The organism is Streptomyces sp. NPDC057486 (assembly GCF_042802415.1).
In the GTDB taxonomy this organism is placed as follows: domain Bacteria; phylum Actinomycetota; class Actinomycetes; order Streptomycetales; family Streptomycetaceae; genus Streptomyces; species Streptomyces yanii.
Genome location: NZ_JBHVEE010000100.1, coordinates 1 through 23,824, shown reverse-complemented (window position 1 = coordinate 23,824; position 23,824 = coordinate 1). Strand labels below are relative to the sequence as shown.

Below are 23,824 nucleotides of genomic sequence, written 5' to 3'. Positions count from 1 at the left end.
ACACACGCCCTGGAGGCCGCTCAACAGTGGTGCGCCGGGTGGGTCGAGTACCCGCCCGGCGCACCGTCGTCAGTCCTCCGATGAATCTTCGGAGTCGTTGTCGTCATCGGAGGGTTGCTCTTGAGTGGGCTCGTGAGAGGTTCCCGGCGGTGTCCCCGTCTCCGGCCGCAACGGTTTCGGCGGCCGGGTGCGGCCGCTCGACGTGTCGCGCAGATACGAGGCGTCGCCGCTCTCCGTCGCATGCCCGCCCGGCGCCTGGCCCGGTCCGGAGCCCGGGCCGATGTCCCGGCGTCGCAGATACCGCTCGAACTCCCGGGCGATGGCTTCGCCCGTCGCCTCGGGAAGCTCCGCGGTGTCCCGGGCCTCCTCGAGCGTCTGCACGTACTCCGCCACTTCGCTGTCCTCGGCGGCCAGTTGATCGACCCCGAGCTGCCAGGCCCGCGCGTCCTCGGGCAGCTCGCCCAGCGGGATGCGCAGTCCGAGCAGGTCCTCCAGGCGGTTCAGCAGTGCCATGGTGGCCTTCGGGTTGGGCGGTTGCGACACATAGTGCGGCACGGCCGCCCAGAGGCTCACCGCGGGCACGCCCGCATGCGTGCACGCCTCCTGGAGGATGCCGACGATGCCCGTCGGTCCCTCGTACCGGGTCTCCTCCAGATCCATGGTCCGCGCCAGATCCGGGTCGGAGGTGACTCCGCTGACCGGCACCGGGCGGGTGTGCGGGGTGTCGCCGAGCAGAGCGCCCAGCACCACCACCATCTCGACGCCCAGCTCATGGGCGAAGCCCAGGATCTCGTTGCAGAACGAGCGCCAGCGCATCGACGGTTCGATACCGCGGACCAGGACGAGATCGCGGGGCTTGTCCCCGCCGATACGGACCACGGAGAGCCGCGTGGTGGGCCAGGTGATCTTGCGTACCCCGCCGTCCAGCCAGACCGTCGGCCGGTTGACCTGGAAGTCGTAGTAGTCCTCGGCGTCGAGCGCCGCGAAAACCTCGCCCTTCCACTCCCGGTCCAGGTGCGCGACCGCTGTGGAGGCGGCGTCACCTGCGTCGTTCCACCCCTCGAACGCGGCCACCATGACCGGGTCGATCAGCTCGGGAACCCCCGCGAGCTCGATCACCCAGGCCTCCTTCCGAAGTTCCCTTGCGTACGCACCAACCTTACGGCGTCGGGGCTCCATCGCCGCAGCCCCCGTCCACGGCCGGGTGAACCTGGCTCCTGGGGGTGCATCACCGGCCCAATCAGGGCACCAGCCTCCAGATTCATCCGAGCTGTGTCCCGTCAGTTTCGGCTCAACTCTGGACGTTGGCGCCTTCATGGCGCTATACATCGGATGACCAGAACAGAGGTCCGATGTTATTCCCCTGGGGGCGCACATGAGTCAGACCGTCACGGACTTCGAGGTCCACGACATCCGTTTTCCGACCTCGGAGCAACTGGACGGCTCGGACGCCATGAACCCCGATCCCGACTACTCCGCCGCCTATGTCGTACTGCGCACAGATGCCCCGGACGGCTCGGACGACGACGGAGCCGGTATCGAGGGTCATGGCTTCTGCTTCACCATCGGGCGCGGCAACGAGGTGATGGCGGCCGCCATCGACGCGCTGCGCCCGTACGTCGTAGGCCGCCCGGCGCCCCGTACCGCCGCCGATCTCGGTGCGCTGTACCGCGAGCTCACCCATGACTCGCAACTTCGCTGGCTCGGCCCGGAGAAGGGCGTGATGCACATGGCGGCGGGCGCGGTCGTCAACGCCGCATGGGACCTGGCGGCAAAGCAGGCGGGCAGACCCGTCTGGCAGTTCCTCGCGGAAATGACTCCGGAGGAGCTCGTCTCCCTCGTCGATTTCCGCTATCTCACCGATGCCCTCACCCCGGACGAGGCCCTCGAGATCCTCCGGACGGCCGAACCGGGCCGCGCCGAGCGAGCCGAACGGCTGCGTGCCGAGGGCTACCCCGCGTACACCACGTCGCCCGGCTGGCTCGGCTACGCCGACGACAAACTGGTCCGACTGGCGAAGGAGGCCGTCGCGGACGGCTTCACCCAGATCAAGCTGAAGGTCGGCGGGGACCTCGACGACGACGTCCGCAGGCTCTCCCTGGCCCGCGAGGCCGTCGGACCGGACATCAGGATCGCCGTCGACGCCAACCAGCGGTGGGACGTCGCCGACGCGGTGGAGTGGATGACGGCGCTCGCACCGTTCGACCCGCACTGGATCGAGGAGCCGACCAGCCCCGACGACATCCTCGGACACGCCGCCGTCCGGGCCGGGCAGCCGGTCAAGGTCGCCACCGGTGAACACGTCGCCAACCGCGTCGTGTTCAAGCAGCTGCTCCAGGCCGGCGCCGTCGACTTCGTCCAGATCGACGCGGCGCGCGTCGCGGGCGTCAACGAGAACCTGGCGATCCTGCTGCTCGCCGCCAAGTTCGGTGTGCCGGTCTGCCCGCACGCGGGTGGCGTCGGACTGTGCGAGCTGGTGCAGCACCTGTCGATGTTCGACTACGTGGCGGTCTCCGGCAGCTGGGAGAACCGCGTGATCGAGTACGTCGACCACCTCCACGAACACTTCGTCGACCCCACCGTGATCGAAGGGGGTCGCTACGTCGCCCCGGGCTCCCCGGGCTTCTCCGCCCGGATGCTCCCCGACTCGATCGCCGCACACCGTTTCCCGGAGGGTCCCGTATGGCAGGCCCGCCGCACGCCCGAGGAGGCCAACTGATGACCGGCACAAGCGACTTCGAGGGGATGTCCGCCCTGGTGACGGGCGGTGCCTCCGGTATCGGGGCCGCCGTCGCGACGCTGCTGCTGGAACGCGGCGCGCGCGTGGCCGTGCTCGACCGGGAGACCGCGGGCGCCCCCGAGGGCACCCTCGCCGTCAAGGCGGACGTCACCGACGACGACGCCGTGCGCGAGGCGGTGGACCGGGCAGCCGCCGAACTGGGATCGCTGCACACCGTCGTGTCCAATGCGGGCATCGGCTCGATCGGCACCGTCGAGGACAACGCCGACGAGGAGTGGACCCGGGTCCTGGACATCAATGTCCTCGGCATGGTCCGCACCGCCAGGCACGCCCTGCCCCATCTGCGGCGTGCGGCGGCCGACCGGCCCGGCGCCGTCTCGATCACGCACACCTGTTCCATCGCGGCGACCGCGGGACTGCCGCAGCGAGCCCTGTACAGCGCCAGCAAGGGCGCGGTGCTCTCGCTGACCCTTGCCATGGCCGCCGATCACGTCCGCGAAGGTGTCCGCGTCAACTGCGTCAACCCCGGCACCGCGGACACCCCGTGGATCGGCCGTCTCCTCGGCCAGGCCGACGACCCGGTCGCCGAACGCGCCGCACTCGACGCCCGCCAGCCGCTGGGACGACTCGTGTCGGCCGACGAGGTCGCCGCCGCGATCGTCTACCTCGCCAGCCCCGCCGCCGCCTCCGTCACGGGCACGGCACTCGCGGTCGACGGCGGAATGCAGGGCCTGCGCCTGCGGCCCGTCGGCAACTGATCCACCCCACCCAGGCCGAGCCGCACCATCCAACCGAGCATCGAGCCAGTACTCCACGAAGGACGGGACACCAATGAGAGTGCGTACGACGAGTGCGGCAGCCTGCGCCGTGCTGCTGGCCGTCACTGCCCTCGCGGGCTGCAACCGCGAGTCCACCGATGACGGCGCGGGCGCCGGGAAGGTCGGTATCGACCTGCCGCGCAGCGACAGCGACTTCTGGAACTCGTACCAGAACTACATCCAGAAGGGCGTCAAGGCGGGTGAGGTCAAGGCACTGCCGCTGACCAACTCGCAGAACGACATCGGCAAGCTCGTCGCCAATGTCCAGACGTTCACCGACCAGGGCGCCAAGGCCGTCGTGATGGCCCCGCAGGACACCGGCGCCATCGCCGAGTCGCTGAACACGCTGAACGACAAGAAGATCCCGGTCATCAGCGTCGACACCCGCCCCGACAAGGGCAACGTCTACATGGTCGTCCGCGCCGACAACAAGGCGTACGGAACCAACGCCTGCAAGTACCTCGGCGAGCAGCTGAAGGGCAAGGGCAAGGTCGTCGAGTTCCAGGGCGACCTGTCCTCGATCAACGGCCGTGACCGGTCCGAGGCGTTCAAGGCCTGCATGGACAAGGACTACCCGGGCATCAAGGTCTTCGAGCTGGCCACCGACTGGAAGGGCGACGTCGCGTCCGCCAAGCTCCAGTCCACGCTCGCCGCGAACCCCGACATCAACGGTATCTACATGCAGGCCGGCGGTGTCTTCCTGCAGCCGACCCTCGCGCTGCTGGAGCAGAAGAAGCTGCTGAAGCCGGCCGGTACGGCGGGCCACATCACGATCATCTCCAACGACGGCATCCCGGAGGAGTTCGACGCCATCAGGGCGGGCAAGATCGACGCGACGATCTCGCAGCCCGCAGACCTGTACGCGAAGTACGCGCTGTACTACGCCAAGGCGGCACTGGACGGTAAGACCTTCAAGGAGGGACCGACCGACCACGACTCGAACATCATCAAGATCCCGAACGGCTTCGAGGACCAGCTTCCCGCGCCCCTGGTGACCAAGGACAACGTCGACGACCCGAAGCTGTGGGCCAACCAGCTGGAGAAGAAGAGCTAGCCATGGACCAGGCACCACCACCTGCCGTAGAGGCGGAAGGCGTCGTCAAACGCTTCGGGCCCACCGTGGCGCTCGACGGTGTGCAGCTCACCGTGCAGCCCGGGGAGTCCCATGCCCTCGTCGGCCGCAACGGCGCGGGAAAGTCCACGCTGGTCAGCGTTCTGACGGGACTGCACAAGGCGGACGCGGGCACGGTCCGCTTCGGCGGGGAGCCCGCGCCCGCCTTCGGGGACACCACGGCCTGGCAGTCGAAGGTCGCGTGCGTCTACCAGAAGTCCATGGTCGTCCCCGATCTGACCGTCGCCGAGAACCTCTTCCTCGGCCGGCTGGACGACGAGTCGCGGTGGATCAGCTGGGGAAGGCTCCGCAGGCGTGCGGAGCAGCTCCTCGCCGAGTACGGCGTCCAGGTCGACCCCAACACCCGGGCCAGGGATCTGGCCGTGGAGCAGCGGCAGTTCGTCGAGATCGCGCGGGCGCTGTCCTTCGGCGCCCGGCTGATCATCCTGGACGAACCGACCGCCCAGCTCGATGCCCGCGGCATCGGGCGGCTCTTCGACAAGCTCAGGGAACTGCAGGGCCAGGGAGTGGCGTTCCTGTTCATCTCCCATCATCTGCAGGAGGTGTACGACCTGTGCACCGCCGTCACCGTCTACCGTGACGCACGCCACGTCCTGACCGCTCCGGTCGCCGACCTCACCAAGACCGAACTGGTCACGGCGATGACGGGCGAGAAGGGCAGCGGACCCGCCGCCTGGCACGCGGGCGGTGACCGGGCAGCGGTGGGGGACGCGTCGGTGGAGCCCGTCCTGCGCACCGAAGGGCTGTGCCTGGAGGGCCAGTTCGATCCGCTGGACCTCCAGGTCCGCCCCGGCGAGGTGCTCGGCCTCGCCGGATCCGCGGCCAGCGGCAACACCGCACTCGGTGAGGCGCTCGCCGGGATGCGGAAGGCCAGCGGCGGCACGGTCTCCGTGCATGGGAGGACGGTGCCGTCCGGCAGCGTGCCGCACGCGTTGGACGCCGGAATCGGGTACATCCCCGAGGACCGGCACGACCAGGGCCTTGTCCTGGGACGCAGCGTCGCCGAGAACGCCACCCTCACGGTCACCGACCAGCTCGGTCCGTGGGGGACCGTACTGCCCTCCCGCACCAGGGAGTTCGCACGGTCGATGATCGAGTCGCTGGACATCAAGACACAGGGACCCGAACAGCCCGTCGCCGGGCTGTCGGGCGGCAACCAGCAGAAGGTGGTGGTCGCCCGCGCACTGGCCCGCAAGCCGAGCGTGCTGGTCGCGGTCCGGCCCACCGCGGGTGTGGACGTCAAGTCCAAGGACTCGCTGCTCGGCGTCGTCCGGCGGGTCGCCGACGAGGGCAATGCCGCAGTCGTCGTCTCGGACGAGCTGGACGATCTGCGGGTCTGCGACCGGGTGCTCGCCCTGTTCCACGGGCGAGTGGTCGCAACGTTCGGAAGCGGGTGGACCGACGGGGAACTCGTCGCCGCCATGGAAGGTGTGGGGGAAAGGGAATGACCGGCACGATACGGCCGTCGACGGCCGACGACATCAACGGGGGACTCGGGGGCGGGCTCGACGACAGCCCGCTGAGCCGGCTCAAGCTGATCCGGTGGAGTGACTTCTCCCTGGTGCCGGTGATCCTGGTGCTGATGGTGATCGGCTTCATCGTCTCGCCGGTCTTCCTCACCTCCGACAACCTGATCAGCGTCGTCCAGCAGTCCTCCGAACTCAGCCTGCTGGTCCTCGGCCAGGCCCTGATCCTCATCTGCGGACGGATGGACCTGTCCCTGGAGTCGACGATCGGCATCGCGCCCGTCGTCGCCATGTGGCTGGTGCTGCCCACCGAGGGCGGCCGCTTCGCCGGCCTCGGTCTGCTGCCCACCTGGTCGGCGATCCCGCTCTGCCTGCTGGTGGGGCTCGCGATCGGCGCGATCAACGGCTTCCTGATGCTGAAGCTCCGGGTCAACGGCTTCATCGCCACGCTCGGCATGCTCACCATGCTGCGCGGACTCCACATCGGCATCACCGAGGGCAAGTCCATCACCGACGTCCCGGAGTCGTTCCGCTACCTCGGCAAGAGCGAGTGGCTCGGCGTACCGGCCGCGGTCTGGATCTGTCTGGTGCTCTTCGCGATCGGCGGTGCGACCCTGGCCTGGCTGCGCCACGGGCGTTCGCTGTACGCGATCGGGGGCAACCCGGAAGCAGCGCGGGCCGCGGGCATCCGGGTCGACCGGGTCACCTGGATCGTGCTTGCCATCGGCGGTCTGCTGGCGGCCTTCGCGGGCATCCTCTACACCGGCCACTACGGGGCGGTCGCCGCGACGCAGGGCAACGGCTGGATCTTCCAGGTGTTCGCCGCGGCGGTCATCGGCGGCATCAGCCTCAAGGGTGGTCGTGGCACGCTGTTCGGCGCGCTGACCGGAGTGCTGACGCTGCAACTGGTGGTCAACGTGATGACCCTCGGCGGCGTCCCGGCACTGTGGAACCAGTTCCTCAACGGCGCGATCATCATCGTCGCCCTGGTCATCTCGCGCTTCGCGAGCGGTGAGAAGCAGGACTGAACCGTGGTCCGTACGGGCCGGTGCGCGGAGGGTTCCGCGCACCGGCCCGTACGCATGTCACAGCGTCGACCTCAGCCACTGCTCCACGCTCGCCACATGCACCGTCGCCCAGGCCCGCGCAGCCTCCGCATCCCGGTCCCGCAGCGCCGACACGATCGCCCGGTGCTCGTGCAGCGTCCGGCTGACCGCGTCCTCCTGCGTCAGTCCGCGCCAGACACGGGCCCGCGTCGTCGGCCCGGAGAGACCGTCGAGCAGCGAGCAGAGCACCGAATTCCCGGACGACTGCACGATGCCGCGGTGGAACTCCAGGTCGCAGGCGACCAGTTCCTCGACCGACGGCTGCGCGCCCAGAGCGTCCAGCTGGGAGCTCAGCACGTCCAGCTGCGCCTCGCTGATCCGCGTCGCCGCCATCGCCGTCGCGGCGGGCTCCAGGATTCGGCGGACCGCCAGGAACTCCAGCACGGTGTCGTCGCGGTGGAAGTCCACGACGAAGCTCAGCGCCTCCAGCAGCAACTGCGGGTCGAGGCTGGTGACGTACGTGCCGTCGCCCTGCCGGACGTCGAGGATGCGGATCAGCGACAGGGCGCGGACGGCCTCCCGCAGCGAGTTGCGGGAGAGCCCGAGCTCCGCCGCCAGTTCGCTCTCCTTGGGCAGCCGGTCGCCTGGCCGTAGCGCACCCGAGACGATCATTCCCTTGATCTTCTCGATCGCCTCGTCGGTGACAGCCATGACGGTCCTCCTGGATTCGGACGGGATCAGACCCCGGCACAAGACATCCGATGTATCTCTTCATTATGAGGGTCGGATCAGGCGGAAGAACCCCGTCTTCCGCAGGAGGTGATCGATCGCTCGATTCCGGAGCGTCCACGGAGCCTCGCGCCGTACCACCGGAGTGATTTCCTCCGCGAAGCGCTGCAGTGTCTCGAACGTCATGGCCTCCGCTGTCCCCGCGTCACATTGCGCGCGCATGGCAGCCACAGGGCACGTCCACCGGCCGCCCCGGGGCACAGCGGGTACGCGGGCGGGGGCGGCTCCCCCCGTGGAAACCGCCCCCGCCCGTGCGCCGGCCGTTGCCGCGGTACCGGTCAGCCCTCCTCGGCCAGCATTCCCTCGACCCTGGTCCGGATCTCGTCCGTGGCCAGGCCCCGGATGGTCAGCGTCGTGCGGCGGCGCAGCACGTCGTCGGCCGTCTGCGCCCACTCGTGGTCACGCGCGTAGGCGACCTGTGCCCAGATCTCCGGCGCGTCCGGGTGGATGCGCTCGGCCAGCGCCGGGTTCTCGTTCGCCAGCCGCGCGATGTCGAAGGAGAGCGAGCCGTAGTGCGTGGCGAGGTGCCGGGCGGTGTCGGCGGCCATCCGCGGTCCGGGCGTTCCACCGTCGATCAGCAGCCGGTGCGCGACCGCGTTCGGGTTGGCGATACCGGGCAGCGGGAGCTTCTTCGGCAGATGCGCCATGGGCTCCATGTCGTCGGCCAGCGGGTGCCCGGGGAGCGCGGCCAGCTTGTTCATCACCGTACGGCCGATGTGGCGGAAGGTCGTCCACTTGCCGCCCGCGACCGAGAGCATCCCGCCTCGGCCCTCCGTCACGACCGTCTCGCGCTTGGCCTTGGAGGTGTCGCCGGGACCGCCCGGCAGCACCCGCAGACCCGCGAAGGAGTACGTGATCAGATCGCGGGACAGCTGCTGGTCCTTGATCGAGAACGCCGCCTCGTCCAGGATCTGCGCGGTGTCCTTCTCGTTGACCGCGACGTCCGCCGGATCGCCCTCGTACTCCTCGTCCGTCGTGCCGAGCAGCAGCATGTCCTCCCACGGCAGGGCGAACGTGATGCGGTACTTGTCGATCGGTGTGGCGAGTGCGGCCTTCCAGGGGCGGGTGCGCTTCAGAACGAGGTGCGCGCCCTTGGACAGGCGTATCGAAGGCGCCGCGTTCGGGTCCTCCATCTTCCGCAGATGGTCGACCCACGGGCCGGTGGCGTTCAGCACCAGCCGGGCGGTGACGCCGAACTCCGTGCCGTCCGTGCGGTCCTCCAGGTCGGCGCCCGTCACCCGGCCCTTGGTGAACCGCAGCCCGGTGACCGCGGCATGGTTGAGGACGACCGCACCCGCGTCGACGGCCGCACGGACCGTCATCAGCGCCATCCGGGCGTCGTTCATCTGGTCGTCGCCGTAGACCGCGACCGCCTTCAGATTGTCCGTGCGCAGCTCCGGCACATCGCGCTGCGCCTTCGCCGGGCTGATCACATGGCCGACACCGTCACCGAACGCGGACAGCGCCGAGTACGCGAACACACCCGCGCCGAGCTTGGCCGCACCGTGCGGGCCGCCCCTGTAGACCGGCAGATAGAAGGTGAGCGGATTGGCCAGGTGCGGAGCCACCTGGCGGGACACCGCACGGCGCTCGAAGTGGTTCTCCGCGACCAGCTTCACCGCGCCGGTCTGCAGGTAGCGCAGACCGCCGTGGAGCAGCTTGGAGGAGGCGGAGGAGGTGGCGCCGGCGAAGTCGCCGGCGTCCACCAGGGCCACCCGCAGCCCGGACTGCGCGGCGTGCCAGGCGGTGGAGATGCCCAGGATTCCGCCACCGATCACCAGGAGGTCGTACGTCGCCTTGGAGAGCTGCTCCCGAGTCTCGGCGCGGCTCGGAAGGGAGCCGGAGGCCGGGTGCGTCCCGAGTGCCGGGACGCTCTGCAGGGTGGTCATGTCGATTACTCCTCGGCAGTGTTGTCGTCGAGCCAGCCCATGGAACGTTCCACGGCCTTGAGCCAGCTCTTGTACTCGCGTTCGCGGGTGTCCGCGTCCATGCGGGGGGTCCACTCGGCGGCCCGGCGCCAGTTGGCGCGCAGCGCGTCGGTGTCCGGCCAGAAGCCGACGGCGAGACCGGCGGCGTAGGCGGCGCCGAGGCAGGTCGTCTCGGCGACCATGGGCCGCACCACGGGCGCGTCCAGGAAGTCCGCGAGCGTCTGCATCAGCAAGTTGTTGGAGGTCATACCGCCGTCGACCTTGAGGGCGGCCAGCTCGACGCCGGAGTCCTTGGTCATGGCGTCGGTGATCTCGCGGGTCTGCCAGGCGGTGGCCTCGAGGACGGCACGGGCGATGTGCGCCTTGGTGACGTACCTGGTGAGCCCGGCGATGACACCGCGGGCGTCGGAGCGCCAGTACGGGGCGAAGAGACCGGAGAAGGCGGGCACGAAATACGCGCCGCCGTTGTCCTCGACCGACGAGGCCAGCGTCTCGATCTCGGCGGCGGAGTTGATCAGACCCATCTGGTCGCGCATCCACTGCACGAGCGAACCGGTGACGGCGATGGAGCCTTCCAGGGCGTAGACCGGCTTCTGGTCGCCGATCCGGTAGCCGACGGTCGTCAGCAGTCCGTTGTAGGAGTTGACGGGCGTCTCACCGGTGTTCATCAGCATGAAGGTGCCCGTGCCGTACGTGGACTTGGCCTCGCCCTCGGAGAAGCAGGTCTGGCCGAAGAGGGCCGCCTGCTGGTCGCCGAGCGCGGACGCGACCGGGACGCCGGCCAGGGCGCCGTCCTTGGCGATGCCGTACACCTCGGCGGAGGACCGGATCTCCGGCAGCACGGCGGCGGGGATCTCCATCGACTGGAGGATCCGCTGGTCCCACGTCATCTCGTGCAGGTTCATCAGGAGGGTGCGCGAGGCATTGGTGACGTCGGTGACGTGCACGCCGCCGTCGGCGCCGCCGGTCAGGTTCCAGATGACCCAGGAGTCCATGGTGCCGAAGAGGATGTCGCCGCGCTCGGCGCGCTCGCGCAGTCCCTCGACGTTGTCGAGCAGCCAGCGGACCTTGGGACCGGAGAAGTACGAGGCGAGCGGCAGCCCGGTCTCGCGGCGGAACCGGTCCTGGCCGACATTGCGGCCGAGCTCCTTGCAGAGCGCGTCGGTGCGGGTGTCCTGCCAGACGATCGCGTTGTGGACGGGCTCACCGGTGTTCTTGTCCCAGAGCAGCGTGGTCTCGCGCTGGTTGGTGATGCCGATCGCCTTGACGTCGGCGGCGGTGATGCCCGCCTTGACGATGGCGCCGGCAACGACCTCCTGGACGTTCTCCCAGATCTCGGTCGCGTTGTGCTCGACCCAGCCGGGCTTCGGGAAGATCTGCTCGTGCTCCTTCTGGTCGACGGAGACGATCCGGCCGTCCTTGTCGAAGACGATGCAGCGGCTGGAGGTGGTGCCCTGGTCGATGGCCGCGATGAACGGGCCGGTGGTGTGTGCGTCGGTCACGGTGTGCTCCTGGAGGTCTGTGAGATCTGAGGGTTACGGCTCCGAGCTCTACGGCTCACGCGAAGGCGACGTTGTAGAGCCCGCCCGCGATCGCACCGCCGATGAGGGGGCCGACGACCGGGATCCAGGCGTAGCCCCAGTCGGAACCGCCCTTGTTCGGCAGCGGCAGCAGCGCGTGCACGATACGCGGCCCGAGGTCGCGAACCGGGTTGATTGCGTAACCGGTCGGCCCGCCGAGCGAGAGACCGATGGCGACGACGACCAGGGCGGTGATCAGCGCGCCGAGCGTGCCGAGACCGTCACCGTTGTTGTTCAGGCCCTGCGTGAGGATCGCCAGGACCAGCACGACGGTCGCGATGACTTCGGTGATCACGTTCTGGACGGCGTTCCGGATCTCCGGGCCCGTCGAGAAGATGCCCAGCACCGGGCCGGCCTTCGGGGCGGCGGCCTGGTCGACCATGCCCTCTTCACTCGGCTGGCTGTACAGCGTCGCCGGATCGGTCAGATGGGCCCGGAACTGCCCGTAGTACGTCAGCCAGACCAGCACCGCGCCGATCATCGCGCCGAGCAGCTGGGAGCCGAGGTACAGCGGTACGTCGCTCCACTCGGTGCTGCCCTTGATCGCGAGGCCGATGGTGACCGCGGGGTTGAGGTGTGCCCCCGACACCCCGCCGACCAGATACGCGGCGGTCAGCACCGCGAAACCCCATCCGAAGGTGATGGCGAGCCAGCCGGCGTTCTGTGCCTTGGAGTGCTTGAGAGTGACGGCGGCACAGACACCACCGCCGAGCAGGATGAGCATGGCGGTACCGATGGTCTCGCCGATGAAGATGTCGGAGCTGGACACCCGCGACTCCTTTGTCCTTCGTCCAGGGAAGCCGAACCCCGGGTCCCTCCGGTGGTTCGTGCCCTCAGGTGAGGGCTTGACCGGCCCTTGGCACTGTCACACCCTAGCGTGTATTGCCGTTAAGCGTTCGACAATGCCGACCGATGAACGGCAGTGTTTCCCCCTGGTGAATGAAGCGTCAAGAGTTCCTGGGCCTTTGACCCGATCGTTACCGATGATCCGCCAGTGCGGTCAGAAGCGCCCGGCGCCGAGATCCCGGGAAACCGCCCGGGCGCAGTCCCGTACTGCCGCGACCAGCTCCGGACGGAGCTCGCCCCCGGAGCAGACGCGTTCCACCGCTCCGGTCACGGCGACCGCGCCGACCGGCATCCGGCGCCGGTCGTGGATCGGTGCGGCCACCGCGGCCACCCCCTCCCACGTCTCCTCCACGTCGTCCGCCCAGCCGCGCGCCCGGGTCAGTGAGAGCACCGACTCGAACTCCTCCAGGTCGGTGACGGTGCGCGGGGTGAAAGGCTTCCGCTCGGCCTCGACCGCCTCGGTGTGCGCCACCGGGTCGTACGCCGCGAGCACCTTGCCCAGCGCGGTGGAGTGCAGCGGCTGCATGGCCCCGACCTCCAGGACCTGCCTGCTGTCGTCGGGGCGGAAGACGTGGTGCACGATCAGGACGCCCTGCTGGTGCAGGACCCCCAGGTGGGCGCTCTCGCCGCTGGAGCGGGCCAGATCGTCCGTCCAGACCAGGGCGCGCGCCCGCAGTTCGTGGACGTCCAGATAGCTGTTGCCCAGGCGCAGCAGCTCGGCACCCAGCTGGTAGCGGCCCGAGGCCCCGTCCTGCTCCACGAAGCCCTCGTGCTGCAGCGTGCGCAGAATGCCGTGCGCGGTGCCCTTGGCCAGGCCCAGGGAGGAGGCGATGTCGGACAGCCCCAGCCGCCGTTCGCCGCCTGCCAGCAGACGCAGCATCGCCGCCGCCCGCTCGAGCGACTGGATGTTCTTGGCCATGGCGCCGTACTCCTCCACTATGGTTCGACAATGCTGAACACTATCGGTCGTTGCCGACCAATGCTCGATCGTGCGGCGATCCTGCGGTGCCGCACGCCCCGGACATTCCCCCGCACAGCATGCCGTCCGTTCCGTGGGACACAGTGACGGTCGAAGGCGGCACCCGGCTACCCTGACGAGGTGCGGCCTCCACCGAAGCCGCAAAGCCGACAGCCGTCGCATCCCTGGGAGTACATCCATGGCCCCGTCGCCGACCCTTTCCGCCGACAGCCGGAACCGAGCCGAAGCCCTCCGCGAGGCACTCGCCACCCGCGTGGTGGTGGCCGACGGTGCCATGGGCACCATGCTCCAGGCGCAGGACCCCACCCTTGAGGACTTCCAGAACCTCGAAGGCTGCAACGAGATCCTCAACGTCACCCGCCCGGACATCGTGCGCTCGGTGCACGAGGAGTACTTCGCGGTCGGGGTGGACTGCGTCGAGACCAACACCTTCGGTGCCAACGCCTCCGCCCTGGGCGAGTACGACATTCCCGAGCGCATCCACGAGCTGTCCGAGTCCGGCGCGCGCATCGCCCGCGAGGTGGCCGACGAGTTCACTGCCTCCACCGGGCAGCAGCGCTGGGTGCTCGGCTCCATCGGCCCCGGCACCAAGCTGCCGACGCTGGGCCACGCGCCGTACACCGTGCTCCGCGACGGTTTCCAGCAGAACGCCGAAGGGCTGATCGCCGGCGGCGCGGACGCGCTCATCATCGAGACGACGCAGGACCTCCTCCAGACCAAGGCCGCGGTACTGGGTGCGCGGCGGGCGCTGGAGGCGATGGGCAGCGACCTCCCGCTGCTGTGCTCGCTGGCGTTCGAGACGACCGGCACCATGCTGCTCGGCTCGGAGATCGGCGCCGCGCTGACCGCGCTCGAACCACTCGGCGTCGACATGATCGGCCTGAACTGCTCGACCGGCCCGGCGGAGATGAGTGAGCACCTGCGCTACCTCACGCGCCACTCCCGCATCCCGTTGCTCTGCATGCCCAACGCCGGACTGCCGGTGCTCACCAAGGACGGCGCGCACTTCCCGCTCGGTCCCGAAGGACTGGCCGACGCGCAGGAGACGTTCGTCCAGGAGTACGGCCTCTCGCTGGTCGGCGGCTGCTGCGGTACGACTCCGGAGCACCTGCGCCAGGTCGTCGAACGCGTCCGCGGCGCCGCCCTCACCCCACGCGACCCGCGCCCCGAGCCCGGCGCCGCCTCGCTGTACCAGACGGTCCCGTTCCGCCAGGACACCTCGTACCTCGCCATCGGCGAGCGTACGAACGCCAACGGGTCCAAGAAGTTCCGCGAGGCCATGCTGGAGGCCCGCTGGGACGACTGCGTGGAGATGGCGCGCGACCAGATCCGCGAGGGCGCGCACATGCTCGACCTCTGCGTCGACTACGTCGGCCGGGACGGTGTCGCGGACATGGAGGAGCTGGCCGGCCGCTTCGCCACCGCCTCCACGCTCCCGGTCGTGCTCGACTCCACCGAGCTGCCGGTCCTGCGGGCAGGCCTGGAGAAGCTCGGCGGCCGGGCGGTCCTCAACTCCGTCAACTACGAGGACGGCGACGGACCCGAGTCGCGCTTCGCCAAGGTCACGCAACTGGCCGCCGAGCACGGCGCCGCGCTGATCGCTCTCACGATCGACGAGGAGGGCCAGGCCCGCACCGTCGAGCACAAGGTCGCCGTCGCCGAGCGGCTGATCGAGGACCTGACCGGCAACTGGGGCATCCATGAGTCGGACATCCTCATCGACGCGTTGACCTTCACCATCTGCACCGGTCAGGAGGAGTCCCGCAAGGACGGCGTCGCCACCATCGGCGCCATCCGCGAACTGAAGCGGCGCCATCCCGACGTCCAGACCACGCTCGGCCTGTCGAACATCTCCTTCGGTCTCAACCCGGCCGCCCGGGTTGTCCTGAACTCCGTCTTCCTCGACGAGTGCGTCAAGGCCGGTCTCGACTCCGCCATCGTGCACGCCTCGAAGATCCTGCCGATCGCGCGCCTGGAGGAGGAGCAGGTCAAGGTCGCACTCGACCTCATCTACGACCGCCGCGCCGAGGGCTACGACCCGCTGCAGCGGCTCATGGAGCTGTTCGAGGGCGTCAACATGAAGTCGATGAAGGCAGGCAAGGCCGAGGAGCTCCTCGCGCTGCCGCTCGACGAGCGCCTCCAGCGCCGCATCGTCGACGGTGAGAAGAACGGCCTGGAGGCCGACCTCGACGAGGCACTGCGGACCCGTCCGGCCCTCGACATCGTCAACGACACGCTGCTCGAAGGCATGAAGGTCGTCGGTGAGCTGTTCGGCTCCGGTCAGATGCAGCTGCCGTTCGTGCTCCAGTCCGCCGAGGTCATGAAGTCCGCCGTGGCCTACCTGGAACCGCACATGGAGAAGTCCGACGCGGAGGGCAAGGGCACGATCGTCCTGGCCACCGTCCGCGGCGACGTCCACGACATCGGCAAGAACCTCGTCGACATCATTCTGTCCAACAACGGCTTCAACGTCGTCAACATCGGCATCAAGCAGCCGGTCTCCGCGATCCTGGAGGCCGCGCAGGAGCACCGCGCCGATGTCATCGGCATGTCCGGCCTCCTGGTGAAGTCCACCGTGATCATGAAGGAGAACCTGGAGGAGCTGAACCAGCGCAAGCTGGCCGCCGAATATCCGGTGATCCTCGGCGGTGCGGCTCTCACCAGGGCCTATGTCGAGCAGGACCTCCACGAGATCTACGAGGGCGAGGTCCGCTACGCCCGCGACGCGTTCGAGGGCCTGCGCCTCATGGACGCCCTGATCGCCGTCAAGCGCGGCGTCCCCGGCGCCAGCCTCCCCGAGCTGAAGCAGCGCCGCGTCCCCAGGCGGGAGACCGCCGTACTGGAGGTCGAGGAGCCCGAGGACGGCGTACGGTCCGATGTCGCCACCGACAACCCGGTCCCCGAACCGCCGTTCTGGGGCACCCGTGTCGTCAAGGGCATCCAGCTCAAGGAGTACGCCTCCTGGCTCGACGAGGGTGCGCTCTTCAAGGGCCAGTGGGGCCTCAAGCAGGCCCGCGCCGGTGACGGACCGACGTACGAGGAGCTCGTGGAGACCGAGGGCCGCCCGCACCTGCGCGGCTGGCTCGACAAGCTGCACACGGAGAACCTGCTGGAAGCCGCCGTGGTCTACGGCTACTTCCCGTGCGTCTCCAAGGGCGACGACCTGATCCTGCTGCACGAGGACGGTTCCGAGCGCACGCGCTTCACCTTCCCGCGCCAGCGCCGCGGCCGACGCCTCTGCCTCGCGGACTTCTTCCGCCCGGAGGAGTCGGGTGAGACGGACGTGATCGGTCTCCAGGTCGTCACCGTCGGTTCGAAGATCGGCGGCGAGACCGCCAAGCTCTTCGAGGCCAATTCCTACCGCGACTACCTGGAGCTGCACGGCCTCTCCGTCCAGCTCGCCGAGGCCCTCGCTGAGTACTGGCACGCCCGGGTCCGTTCCGAGCTCGGCTTCGGCGGCGAGGACCCGGCCGCAGTCGAGGACATGTTCGCGCTGAAGTACCGCGGCGCACGCTTCTCCCTCGGCTACGGGGCCTGCCCCGACCTGGAGGACCGGGCGAAGATCGCCGACCTGCTGCAGCCCGAGCGGATCGGTGTCCACCTGTCCGAGGAGTTCCAGCTCCACCCGGAGCAGTCCACGGACGCGATCGTCATCCACCACCCGGAGGCGAAGTACTTCAACGCGCGGTAAGGAAATGTCGGACGCGCCGTAGCGGGACGAGTCGTACACTGGTCGGTCCAGTGCAGGCCGGCCGCCCTTTCCCTGGAAAAGGCGGCCGGCCTTCTCGTCCCTCATGGAAGGTGTGCCGCATGACCAGTACGGTCCCCGCGTCCTTGATCCGTACGGCTGAAGGCGCCGCCCTGCAGGCTGTCTTCCTCGACATGGACGGCACCCTGGTCGATACCGAGGGTTTCTGGTGGGAGGCCGAGGTGGCGGTCTTCGCCGACCTCGGGTACCGGCTGGACGAGGCGTGGAAGGACGTGGTCGTCGGCGGGCCGATGACCCGCAGTGCCGGGTATCTCATCGATGTCACCGGTGCGGACATCACCCTCCCGGAGCTCACCGTGCTGCTCAACGACCGCTTCGAGGAGCGCATCGACCGCGGTGTGCCGCTGATGCCGGGCGCCGCTCGGCTGCTCGCCGAACTGGTGGCGCACGAGATCCCGACCGCCCTGGTCTCCGCCTCGCACCGGCGCATCATCGACCGGGTGCTGGACTCGGTCGGCCACCACCACTTCTCGCTCACCGTCGCAGGTGACGAGGTCTCCCGGACGAAGCCGCACCCGGAGCCCTACCTCACCGCCGCCTCCGGCTTCGGAGCGGCCCCCGAGCGCTGTGCGGTCATCGAGGACACCGCAACCGGCGTCGCCGCGGCAGAGGCCGCCGGCTGCTGGGTCGTCGCCGTACCGTCCGTCGCACCGATCGCGCCCGCATCGGGCCGGGTCGTGGTGGGCTCACTCGAAGAAGTCGATCTCGCATTTCTCCGCGGCCTGGTCACGGGAATGCATTGATCCCCGTACCGAGAGTATTTCTGTGAATGAATGGAAAAGCTCTCGGCGTGGCCGTGTGCGCGTTTCGTCGGGCATACGTAGGGAAAAGTCGGCGGCATGCCAAGGCGGGGATTGGATCAGGGGTGAGCTTGGTCACCTCGAAGGCTCGTGATCTTTCTCGAGATCGCCCGAGATGCCTGCTTTGATCCGCCCGAATGCCCCGATTCGTGGAGTCCTGTACGGAACCTTCCCTGCCCGGGAAATCAGCGCGGCGACAATTCCCTTCACCATTTGATTACGCATGGAACGCCACCGGTCAGGGATTACCGGCGGGTCCCACTAATGTCGTTTTCTCAATGGCCGGATGAGGGAGAACGTCCAAGATGAACCGCAAGACTCTGGTGCTGCCGGCCGTCGTCGGCCTGCTCGCCCCCGTACTCGCCGCCTGCGGCGCGACGGACGGCGGGAGCGATGGCGACGCCGCCATCGCTGTCGGCACCACGGACCAGTTCGTCGCCACCGAGGACAACCCCGCGCCGCTCGACCCCGCCATCGGCTACGAAGCGGGCGTCTGGAACATCCTGCGGCAGACCGTGCAGACGCTGACCCACGTCCCGCGCGGCGGCGGCGAACCCGTCCCCGAGGCCGCCGAGAGCTGTACGTTCACCGACCGGCAGAACGAGAGCTACCGCTGCAGGCTGCGGAGCGGTCTCACCTTCGCCGACGGCAAGCCCGTCACCGCCGAGGACGTCAAGTACTCCATCAACCGGGTCATCGGCATCGACTCCGACAACGGACCCGTCGGCCTGCTCGCCAACATCGACACGATCGAGACCCGCGACGACAACGAAGTCGTCTTCCACCTGAAGACGCCGGACGCGACCTTCCCCTACAAGCTCGCCACCCCGGCCGCCGGCATCGTGCCGAAGAGCAAGTACCCGGCGCGGTCCCCGCGCGAAGGCTTCCAGGTCGACGGTTCCGGCCCCTACACGATGAAGCCGGAGGTCAGGAACAAGCAGCTCGGCAAGGTCGTCTTCACCAGGAACCCGAAGTACAAGGGCGATCTGAAGGTCCTCAACGACAAAGTCGAACTCGATCTCTTCCCCGACGCCGCGGCAATGGGCAAGGCACTCGACGACAAGAAGATCGACATGATGACCCGCACCATGTCGCCCGGCCAGGCGAAGCTGATGCTGGAGAAGCCGAAGGACGGCATCAAGCTCACCGAGATGCCCGGCCTCGCCATCAGCTACCTGGGCTTCGACACCACCGACCCCGCGGTGAAGAAGAAGGCCGTCCGCCAGGCCATCGCCCAGGTCATCGACCGCGGCCAGATCGCCGGCCAGGTCTACGGCGCCACCGCCGAGCCGCTCTACTCGCTGATCCCGTCCAGCATCACCGGGCACACCAACTCGTTCTACAACAAGTACGGCGAGCCCAGCACCGGCAAGGCCGCCGCCCTGCTGCGGGCCGCCGGCATCGAGACCCCGGTGAAGTTCACCCTGCACTACACGACCGACTACTACGGCCCGGCCACCGCCGACGAGTTCAAGACGCTGAAGAAGCAACTGAACGCCACCGGGCTGTTCGACGTCACCATCCAGGGCACCCCCTGGGCGAAGTACCGGGCGGCACAGAAGCGCGGCGACTATGCCGTCTACGGCCTGGGCTGGTTCCCGGACTTCCCGGACCCGGACAACTACATGGCGCCGTTCCTCGACAAGGACAACTTCCTCAACTCGCCCTACAGGTCGACGCTGGCCCAGAACACGCTGATCCCGCAGTCCCGCCGCGTCGCCGACCGCGCCGCCGCCTCCAGGACCTTCCAGAAGCTCCAGGACCTCGTCGCCACCGACGTTCCTGTGCTCCCGATCTGGCAGGGGAAGCAGTACATTGCGTCCCGCGAAGGCCTCACCGGCGTCGAGTGGTCGGTCAACTCCTCCGCCGACCTCCAGTTCTGGGAGCTCGGCCGCAGCGCCGCCTGAACCCCGGCGCCGCCCCGGCGCCCGGTCCCGGCCGCACCGGCCGGATCACTGGGCGCCCGGGCGCACCAGTCCGCTCTCGTACGCGTAGACCGCGGCCTGGACCCGGTCGCGCAGCCCCAGCTTCGTCAGCACATGGCCCACATGTGTCTTGACCGTCGTCTCGCTGACGAACAGATCGGCGGCGATCTCCGCATTCGACAGACCGCGCGCGACCAGCTTCAGCACCTCCACCTCACGCTCCGTCAGCGTGTGGAGGGTGTCCGGTACGGGATCCTCGCCCGACGGCAGATGATCCGCGTACTTGTCCAGCAGCCTGCGCGTGACGCTCGGGGCCAGCATCGCCTCGCCTGCCGCGACCACCCGGATCGCCTGCACCAGCTCATTGGCCGGAGCGTCCTTCAGCAGGAAGCCGCTGGCACCGGCGCGCAGCGCCTCCACCACGTACTCGTCGAGATCGAACGTGGTCAGCACCAGCACCTTCGCCGGGCCGTCCCGGCCCGGCCCCGTGATCTGACGCGTCGCCTCGACCCCGTCCATCCGCGGCATACGGATGTCCATCAGCACCACGTCGGGCTGCAGCGCCCGCACCTGATCGAGGGCCTGGAGACCGTCACCGGCCTCGCCCACCACCGCCAGATCACCCTCCGCCTCAAGAATCATCCGGAAGCCGGTGCGCAGCAGCGGCTGGTCGTCGACCAGTAGGACGCGGATTGCCACCAGATCTCCTCAAGCTCCTTCAGCGACCGTCGGCCGGACGGCCTCGGCCTGGACCGGGTCCATTCTGCCCTGCACACCCTGCCCGGGAACGGCCGGGCGGACGGACAACGGATAGACCGGGGGAGTCCCGCCGAATTCCGGACAGACTGCCTGGTGGTCGCACCAGCCGCACAGCTTCGTCGGCCGGGGCCGCCACTCGCCCGTCTCCGTGGCCAGCCGGATCGCGTCCCACAGCGCCAGCAGCTTCCGCTCCACCCGCTCCAGGTCCGCCACGACCGGGTCGTACGTCATGACGTCGCCGCTGCCCAGGTAGACCAGCTGCAGCCGGCGCGGCACCACACCCTTCAGCCGCCAGATCACCAGGGCGTAGAACTTCATCTGGAACAGCGCGCCCTCCGCATACTCCGGCCGCGGCGCCTTCCCCGTCTTGTAGTCGACGATCCGGACCTCGCCCGTCGGCGCCACATCGATCCGGTCGATCACCCCGCGCAGCCGCAGCCCCGACTCCAGTTCCGTCTCGACGAACATCTCCCGCTCGGCCGGCTCCAGGCGCGTCGGATCCTCGAGCGAGAACCACCGCTCCACCAGGCTCTCCGCCTCCGACAGCCAGCGCGCCAGCCGCTCGCCCTCCGCATCCTCCGCGAACAGCTCCGACAGCTCCGGCTTCGACTCCAGCAGCCGGTCCCACTGGCCGGGAACCATCGCCGTCGCCCGGCTCGCCGTACGCTCCGCCGCCGGTGCGTCGAAGAGCCGCTCCAGCACCGCATGCACCAGAGTGCCCCGGGTAGCCGCCTCACTGGGCTTCTCCGGCAGCCTGTCGATCACCCGGAACCGGTACAGCAGAGGACATTGCATGAAGTCGCTCGCCCGCGACGGCGACAGGGACGAAGGCGGCTGCGGCGGCCGGGGCACGGGAGTCATGACGAAGACCCTACGACCCGCCACTGACACTCGCGGCGTCCCCCGCGATAGGGCGGAAGGCCGTGGGCGGCATACCATCGACGACAGACCCTCGCACACTGCATGATCGTGCCGAACGGCACCGACCGAAGGGACCCCGTGGACGAGAGCGGCGACAGCGGGCAGCCGCAGCCCGGCGCCGGCGGAACCGACCCCGCCGCGCCCGAGAACGGCAAACCGCAGCGCACCCGGGAGCCGGGCGGCGGGCTCCTGATGGGCCGCCCCTTCGGCGTGCCGGTATACGTTGCGCCCAGCTGGTTCCTCGTCGCGGCGCTCATCACCTGGGTCTTCGGCGGCCAGCTCGACCGCGTCCTGCCCGAACTCGGCGCGGTCCGCTATCTGGTCTCCCTCTTCTTCGCGATCGCCTTCTACGCCTCCGTGCTCGTCCACGAACTCGCGCACACGGTCGCCGCGCTCCGCTACAAGCTCCCCGTGCGCCGTATCCAGCTGCAGTTCTTCGGCGGCGTCTCCGAGATCGAGAAGGAGTCCGAGACCCCCGGCCGCGAATTCGTTCTCGCCTTTGTCGGTCCCCTGCTCTCCCTGGTACTCGCCGGCGTCTTCTACGTCGCCATGAAGTTCGTCGAACCCGGCACCGTCCCCGGCGTCCTGCTCGCCGGACTGATGATCTCCAACCTCATCGTCGCCGCCTTCAACCTGCTGCCCGGCCTCCCGCTCGACGGCGGCCGCATGCTCCGTGCCGTCGTCTGGAAGATCACCGGCCGCGCCATGAGCGGCACCGTCGCCGCCGCCTGGGTCGGGCGCGCTCTCGCCGTCGCCGTCCTGATCGGCCTCCCGCTCCTCACCCACACCGGTGGGCTCGGGAACAACCCCGACGACGTCAGCGGCATGGACACCGTCACCGACGCCCTGCTCGCCGCGATCCTCGCCGCCATCATCTGGACCGGGGCGGGCAACAGCCTCCGCATGGCCCGCCTGCGCGAACACCTCCCCGAGCTGCGCGCCCGCACCCTCACCCGCCGCGCCGTCCCCGTGGAAGCCGCCACCCCCCTCTCCGAAGCGCTCCGCCGCGCCAACGAGGCAGGTGCCCGCGCCCTCGTCGTCGTCGACGGACACGGCGACCCCAAGGCCGTCGTCCGCGAGGCCGCCATCGTCTCCGTCCCCGACCACCGCCGCCCCTGGGTCGCCGTCAGCGCCCTCGCCCAGGATCTGACCGCCGGAATGATGATCTCCGCCGAACTCACCGGCGAAGAACTCCTCGACACCCTGAAGGCCAGCCCGGCCACCGAATACCTGGTTCTCGAAGAGACCGGCGAGATCTACGGAGTCCTCTCCACCGCCGACGTCGAACGCGCCTTCGTCGCCGCCATGGCCCGCCCCACCGCCTGAGAGGCTGTCCGGCGCGGTCGGGACCCCGGGAAACACCGGTACGCTGGTCACATGTCTGAACCGACCGGTGCCGCCCGCCGACGCGGGCCCTTCAAGGTCGGGGACCAGGTCCAGCTCACCGACCCCAAGGGACGCCACTACACCTTCACGCTCGAGGCCGGAAAGAACTTCCACACCCACAAGGGTTCTTTCCCGCACGACGAGCTGATCGGTGCTCCCGAGGGCAGTGTGGTCCGAACCACGGGAAACGTCGCCTACCTCGCGCTGCGCCCCCTGCTCCCCGACTACGTCCTGTCCATGCCCCGCGGCGCCGCCGTGGTCTACCCCAAGGACGCGGGGCAGATCCTGGCGTTCGCCGACATCTTCCCCGGCGCCCGCGTCGTGGAAGCCGGCGTCGGCTCCGGCTCGCTCTCCACCTTCCTGCTCCGCGCCATCGGCGACCAGGGCATGCTGCACTCGTACGAGCGCCGCGAGGACTTCGCGGAGATCGCCCAGCAGAACGTCGAGCGGTACTTCGGCGAGCCGCACCCCGCGTGGCAGCTCACCGTCGGCGACCTCCAGGACAACCTCTCCGACACCGATGTCGACCGGGTCATCCTCGACATGCTCGCCCCCTGGGAATGCCTGGAGGCCGTCTCCAAGGCGCTCGTCCCCGGCGGCATCCTCTGCGCCTACGTCGCGACCACCACCCAGCTCGCCCGGACCGTCGAGTCCATCCGCGAGATCGGCTGCTTCGCCGAACCGCAGCCCTGGGAATCGATGATCCGCAACTGGCACGTCGAGGGGCTCGCGGTCCGCCCGGACCACCGCATGATCGGCCACACCGGCTTCCTCGTCACCGCGCGCCGCCTGGCCGACGGTGTGGAGGCCCCGCTGCGCCGCCGCCGGCCCGCCAAGGGCGCGTACGGCGAGGACTACGACGGTCCCGGCAGCCAGAGCGGCTCCTCCTCCCGCGGCTGACCCGGCACAACGCACCGGCGCCGCCGCGGAGTTCCCGGAC

The 23,824-nt window shown here is 69.2% G+C and carries 18 protein-coding genes; 10 read left to right on the top strand and 8 right to left on the bottom strand.

The window, feature by feature from the left end:
* Positions 1–69 precede the first annotated feature (69 nt).
* Positions 70–1,119 (bottom strand): PAC2 family protein, encoded by a 1,050-nt coding sequence (locus ACFU6I_RS34065; protein WP_384373795.1) that lies wholly within the window; start codon positions 1,117–1,119, stop codon positions 70–72.
* 256 nt (positions 1,120–1,375) lie between these two features.
* Between ACFU6I_RS34065 and ACFU6I_RS34060 the strand changes: the two genes are divergently transcribed.
* From ACFU6I_RS34060 to ACFU6I_RS34040, 5 genes are all read left to right on the top strand, one after another.
* Complete coding sequence (locus ACFU6I_RS34060; RefSeq protein ID WP_384373792.1) at positions 1,376–2,719, top strand: L-fuconate dehydratase; 1,344 nt, start codon at positions 1,376–1,378, stop codon at positions 2,717–2,719.
* On the top strand, positions 2,719–3,498 hold the full coding sequence (locus ACFU6I_RS34055) for an SDR family NAD(P)-dependent oxidoreductase (RefSeq protein ID WP_384373789.1): 780 nt from the start codon (positions 2,719–2,721) through the stop codon (positions 3,496–3,498). Before ACFU6I_RS34060 ends, ACFU6I_RS34055 begins: the two co-directional genes overlap by 1 nt.
* Before the next feature lie 73 nt (positions 3,499–3,571).
* Entirely contained in the window at positions 3,572–4,612 is a 1,041-nt protein-coding gene (locus ACFU6I_RS34050; protein ID WP_384373786.1) for a sugar ABC transporter substrate-binding protein, read from the top strand.
* 2 nt (positions 4,613–4,614) lie between these two features.
* The gene (locus tag ACFU6I_RS34045; RefSeq protein WP_384373783.1) at positions 4,615–6,138 is read left to right on the top strand and encodes a sugar ABC transporter ATP-binding protein; all 1,524 of its coding nucleotides are present in this window, start codon (positions 4,615–4,617) and stop codon (positions 6,136–6,138) included.
* On the top strand, positions 6,135–7,184 hold the full coding sequence (locus ACFU6I_RS34040; RefSeq protein ID WP_384373780.1) for an ABC transporter permease: 1,050 nt from the start codon (positions 6,135–6,137) through the stop codon (positions 7,182–7,184). Before ACFU6I_RS34045 ends, ACFU6I_RS34040 begins: the two co-directional genes overlap by 4 nt.
* Positions 7,185–7,241: 57 nt before the next feature.
* Here ACFU6I_RS34040 and ACFU6I_RS34035 read toward each other — a convergent pair whose 3' ends face one another.
* From ACFU6I_RS34035 to ACFU6I_RS34015, 5 genes are all read right to left on the bottom strand, one after another.
* A complete protein-coding gene (locus ACFU6I_RS34035) occupies positions 7,242–7,913 on the bottom strand; it encodes a FadR/GntR family transcriptional regulator (RefSeq protein WP_037700470.1) in 672 nt (223 codons plus the stop codon).
* A 356-nt stretch (positions 7,914–8,269) separates the two neighbouring features.
* A complete protein-coding gene (locus ACFU6I_RS34030; RefSeq protein ID WP_384373777.1) occupies positions 8,270–9,880 on the bottom strand; it encodes an FAD-dependent oxidoreductase in 1,611 nt (536 codons plus the stop codon).
* Positions 9,881–9,885: 5 nt separating this feature from the next.
* Complete coding sequence (gene glpK, locus ACFU6I_RS34025; RefSeq protein ID WP_384373774.1) at positions 9,886–11,421, bottom strand: glycerol kinase GlpK; 1,536 nt, start codon at positions 11,419–11,421, stop codon at positions 9,886–9,888.
* Between the two features lie 55 nt (positions 11,422–11,476).
* Positions 11,477–12,268 carry an MIP/aquaporin family protein gene (locus ACFU6I_RS34020; protein WP_384373771.1) on the bottom strand — a complete coding sequence of 264 codons (792 nt, stop codon included), beginning with the start codon at positions 12,266–12,268 and terminating at the stop codon, positions 11,477–11,479.
* A 231-nt stretch (positions 12,269–12,499) separates the two neighbouring features.
* Positions 12,500–13,264, bottom strand: a complete 765-nt coding sequence (locus ACFU6I_RS34015; RefSeq protein WP_345513020.1) for an IclR family transcriptional regulator — start codon at positions 13,262–13,264, stop codon at positions 12,500–12,502.
* Between the two features lie 238 nt (positions 13,265–13,502).
* Here ACFU6I_RS34015 and metH point away from each other — a divergent pair, with 238 nt between their 5' ends.
* The 3 genes from metH (at position 13,503) to ACFU6I_RS34000 (ending at position 19,800) form a co-directional block, all read left to right on the top strand.
* Complete coding sequence (gene metH / locus ACFU6I_RS34010; RefSeq protein WP_384373768.1) at positions 13,503–17,015, top strand: methionine synthase; 3,513 nt, start codon at positions 13,503–13,505, stop codon at positions 17,013–17,015.
* A 119-nt stretch (positions 17,016–17,134) separates the two neighbouring features.
* Positions 17,135–17,836 carry an HAD family hydrolase gene (locus ACFU6I_RS34005; RefSeq protein WP_384373765.1) on the top strand — a complete coding sequence of 234 codons (702 nt, stop codon included), beginning with the start codon at positions 17,135–17,137 and terminating at the stop codon, positions 17,834–17,836.
* A 362-nt stretch (positions 17,837–18,198) separates the two neighbouring features.
* Complete coding sequence (locus ACFU6I_RS34000) at positions 18,199–19,800, top strand: ABC transporter substrate-binding protein (RefSeq protein ID WP_384373763.1); 1,602 nt, start codon at positions 18,199–18,201, stop codon at positions 19,798–19,800.
* Between the two features lie 45 nt (positions 19,801–19,845).
* On the opposite strand, the gene ACFU6I_RS33995 is transcribed toward ACFU6I_RS34000, so the two are convergent.
* Both ACFU6I_RS33995 and ACFU6I_RS33990 read right to left on the bottom strand, forming a co-directional pair.
* On the bottom strand, positions 19,846–20,517 hold the full coding sequence (locus tag ACFU6I_RS33995; protein ID WP_345513026.1) for a response regulator transcription factor: 672 nt from the start codon (positions 20,515–20,517) through the stop codon (positions 19,846–19,848).
* A 9-nt stretch (positions 20,518–20,526) separates the two neighbouring features.
* Positions 20,527–21,372: a RecB family exonuclease gene (locus ACFU6I_RS33990; RefSeq protein WP_384373827.1), complete on the bottom strand. Its 846-nt coding sequence runs from the start codon at positions 21,370–21,372 to the stop codon at positions 20,527–20,529.
* A gap of 204 nt (positions 21,373–21,576) precedes the next feature.
* Here ACFU6I_RS33990 and ACFU6I_RS33985 point away from each other — a divergent pair, with 204 nt between their 5' ends.
* Positions 21,577–22,824 (top strand): site-2 protease family protein, encoded by a 1,248-nt coding sequence (locus ACFU6I_RS33985; RefSeq protein WP_384373824.1) that lies wholly within the window; start codon positions 21,577–21,579, stop codon positions 22,822–22,824.
* Positions 22,825–22,875: 51 nt separating this feature from the next.
* Entirely contained in the window at positions 22,876–23,784 is a 909-nt protein-coding gene (locus ACFU6I_RS33980) for a tRNA (adenine-N1)-methyltransferase (RefSeq protein WP_037700492.1), read from the top strand.
* Positions 23,785–23,824 lie beyond the last annotated feature (40 nt).

Coding starts and splice junctions, on each gene's coding strand:
- ACFU6I_RS34060 (WP_384373792.1), top strand. CDS start 1,376: ATGAGTCAGACCGTCACGGACTTCGAGGTCCACGACATCCGTTTTCCG.
- ACFU6I_RS34055 (WP_384373789.1), top strand. CDS start 2,719: ATGACCGGCACAAGCGACTTCGAGGGGATGTCCGCCCTGGTGACGGGC.
- ACFU6I_RS34050 (WP_384373786.1), top strand. CDS start 3,572: ATGAGAGTGCGTACGACGAGTGCGGCAGCCTGCGCCGTGCTGCTGGCC.
- ACFU6I_RS34045 (WP_384373783.1), top strand. CDS start 4,615: ATGGACCAGGCACCACCACCTGCCGTAGAGGCGGAAGGCGTCGTCAAA.
- ACFU6I_RS34040 (WP_384373780.1), top strand. CDS start 6,135: ATGACCGGCACGATACGGCCGTCGACGGCCGACGACATCAACGGGGGA.
- ACFU6I_RS34035 (WP_037700470.1), bottom strand. CDS start 7,913: ATGGCTGTCACCGACGAGGCGATCGAGAAGATCAAGGGAATGATCGTC.
- ACFU6I_RS34030 (WP_384373777.1), bottom strand. CDS start 9,880: ATGACCACCCTGCAGAGCGTCCCGGCACTCGGGACGCACCCGGCCTCC.
- ACFU6I_RS34015 (WP_345513020.1), bottom strand. CDS start 13,264: ATGGCCAAGAACATCCAGTCGCTCGAGCGGGCGGCGGCGATGCTGCGT.
- metH (WP_384373768.1), top strand. CDS start 13,503: ATGGCCCCGTCGCCGACCCTTTCCGCCGACAGCCGGAACCGAGCCGAA.
- ACFU6I_RS34005 (WP_384373765.1), top strand. CDS start 17,135: ATGACCAGTACGGTCCCCGCGTCCTTGATCCGTACGGCTGAAGGCGCC.
- ACFU6I_RS34000 (WP_384373763.1), top strand. CDS start 18,199: ATGAACCGCAAGACTCTGGTGCTGCCGGCCGTCGTCGGCCTGCTCGCC.
- ACFU6I_RS33990 (WP_384373827.1), bottom strand. CDS start 21,372: ATGCAATGTCCTCTGCTGTACCGGTTCCGGGTGATCGACAGGCTGCCG.
- ACFU6I_RS33980 (WP_037700492.1), top strand. CDS start 22,876: ATGTCTGAACCGACCGGTGCCGCCCGCCGACGCGGGCCCTTCAAGGTC.